Genomic DNA, 2,509 nt, shown 5'->3' with positions numbered 1-2,509 from the left:
CCCAAATAACGTAGTACGCGGGGTACTTAGTCTGGTCAGAATGGCCTGTTAGATTTCTCTTTCAAGCCTCACGCCTTTAGGCTGAGGTTCCTGACCAGTTGCCCTAATGCAGGTCAAAATATCCGCGATCCATTCTACCTTGAGAAGGTTCTCTCAACCTTGAGATTTTGCGATTTAACCTTGTTTTGCTAAAAAAAGAACAGGAAATAGAAATTATTGACCTCATCAGATCATCATTTATTAAAAGCCACAAAAGAATTTATGAACTTTTTCAAACCATCTTGGGGTCAGCGCTTACTATCTTGGAGCGCGATCGCCACTCTCATTATTTTCTCTACCATTTGGGTGTATCCCGACAAGGCGATCGCCGGACTTGCTCAAGGGGATGCCATTACCGATCCTTATGCTATTCTTCGTTATGCCCTACCCATCCAGAATGAAGAAGTTCGGCGCTTGCAAGGAAGTTTGGAGGCAATCTCGTTAGAAATTCGTCGCCGTCGCTGGAATTCGGCGGTAAAGGCAGCTAAAGCCGCTAATTTAGTCGTTAAATACGATGATGATAAAATCTTGCAAGATATTCCTGCTAAATGTAAGAGCGAAGCAGAAACCTTATTGAGTGAATTACAAGAAGGTCTGCCCCAATTGATCGCAGCGACGGAAAAACAGGATAAGGAAGTAACAACTTTCTTACAAGGAGATCTCCTCGATCGCGTCGGCCAATTAGAAGCCATGATGGTTACGGGTTTTCCGTTTGAGGTTCCCGAAGACTATGCCAATTTACCGCAATTGAAAGGGCGTGCCAAAATAACGATCGAAACGAATAAAGGGCAGATGGAAGCGATCGTCGATGGCTACAATGCCCCTGTTAATGCCGGAAATTTTGTCGATCTGGTCGATCGCGGTTTTTACGATGGTTTGGAGTTCTTTCAAACTCAGGATTATATCGTGCAAATTGGCGATCCTCCTGGGGAAGAAGCGGGTTTCATCGATCCGACAACAGGAGAATATCGCGCTATTCCTTTAGAGGTGAAAATTGCCGAGGAAGCCACGCCGATTTATGAGTTTACCCTAGAAGCCCTTGGCTTGTATTTAACGCCTCCCGTGCTGCCTTTTAATGCCTACGGCGCGATCGCCTTGGGTCATCCGGCGGACGATTCTAATGGGGGTTCGTCGCAAATTTTCTTTTTCCTCTACGATAGCGAACTTACTCCTCCAGGTTTTAATCTTCTCGATGGACGCTATTCGGTCTTTGGCTATGTCGTCAAAGGAAAAGAGGTGTTGGAAGGCTTAAAAGCGGGCGATCGCATTATTTCGGCAACTGTTACCGCCGGCAGGGAAAATTTACAGCAACCCTCTTAATTATCAAGATTTCATGACTTCTGCCTCGATCGCGGTGGGAAATTTGGGAGAACAGAAACTCTTGCAATTGGTGCAGGGGTTCTGCAATTCTGATGTCGTGGGAGACGATGGCGCAATTGTCTCTCTCCTGGGCGATCGCGATCTGGTGGTAACAACGGATGTTCTTGTCGATGGGGTCCATTTTAGCGATCGCACTACTTCCCCTTTTGATGTGGGTTGGCGATCGGCGGCGGCAAATTTATCGGATTTGGCGGCGATGGGGGCTTCTCCTCTCGGTTTAACTATTGGTTTGAGTTTGCCTCCCCAAACCCCGGTTGCTTGGGTTGAAGGGTTTTATCAGGGGTTTACCGCTTGTCTTCAGCCTTACGAAACTTCTATTATTGGCGGCGATCTCTGTCGCTCTCCGGTGCTGACTGTTGCAGTCACGGCGCTCGGTCAAGTCTCCCCCCCCAGGGCAATTCGCCGCTCTGTAGCGCGATCGGGAGATGCCATTGTTATTACGGGAGAACACGGTAAATCGAGGGCTGGTTTAGCACTGCTGCTCGATCCGGCGATCGGGCATTCTCTGCCCCTAGAAATGCGCGAAAATTTAATTCAGGCACACCAGCGTCCTCTGCCGCGTTTGGACGTATTGCCGCACCTGCAAACTATCTCTGCTGCAATTCCTGTTGCGGGGATGGATAGTAGCGATGGACTGGCCGATGCGATCGTGCAGATTTGTCGCGAGAGTGGGGTGGGTGCTGCGATCGATCTAGCAGCTTTACCCATTCCCCTAGGGTTGAATCTTCTCGTTTCTCCAGACAAAGCCCGAGATTGGGTTTTCTTTGGAGGAGAAGATTTTGAGTTAGTCTTGTGTTTGCCTCCACCTTTGGCAAGCTCTCTGGTGCATCAATTAGGAGGAGAAGCGAGAATTATTGGTAAAATTACCTCAGAATTAGTAGTGCAGGCGATCGCGCCCCAAGGCATCGAGCCAGCTTTGATTTTGACTTTAGAAAGTAGCTTTCAACATTTTTAAATCCCGATCGCCAATGGCGATCGGGATTTATTTAAGTCATTTGACATCTCCCCGCTTTAAAAAGACGGGGATTCTGTGGTTAATCCACCGAAAGCGGGTTAAAACCGCGCTTGCTCCAAGCCTGTCAACAGACTC

At 48.1% G+C, this 2,509-nt stretch carries 2 protein-coding genes; both read left to right on the top strand.

Annotated features, from left to right (window positions below; translation table 11 throughout):
* Positions 1 to 216: 216 nt before the first annotated feature.
* Positions 217 to 1,359 (top strand): peptidylprolyl isomerase, encoded by a 1,143-nt coding sequence (locus JUI58_RS03400; protein ID WP_239121242.1) that lies wholly within the window; start codon positions 217 to 219, stop codon positions 1,357 to 1,359.
* A 13-nt stretch (positions 1,360 to 1,372) separates the two neighbouring features.
* The gene (thiL, locus tag JUI58_RS03395; RefSeq protein ID WP_204102337.1) at positions 1,373 to 2,374 is read left to right on the top strand and encodes a thiamine-phosphate kinase; all 1,002 of its coding nucleotides are present in this window, start codon (positions 1,373 to 1,375) and stop codon (positions 2,372 to 2,374) included.
* The last annotated feature ends 135 nt before the right edge of the window (positions 2,375 to 2,509 follow it).

Source organism: Spirulina sp. CCY15215 (assembly GCF_016888125.1).
Taxonomy (GTDB): domain Bacteria; phylum Cyanobacteriota; class Cyanobacteriia; order Cyanobacteriales; family Spirulinaceae; genus CCY15215.
The sequence above is the reverse complement of the archived record's forward strand: the minus strand, read 5'-3'. Positions and strand labels throughout refer to the sequence as shown.

Bases quoted from the DNA above. Each gene is read 5' to 3' on its own strand.
- thiL (WP_204102337.1), top strand. From the start codon at position 1,373: ATGACTTCTGCCTCGATCGCGGTGGGAAATTTGGGAGAACAGAAACTC.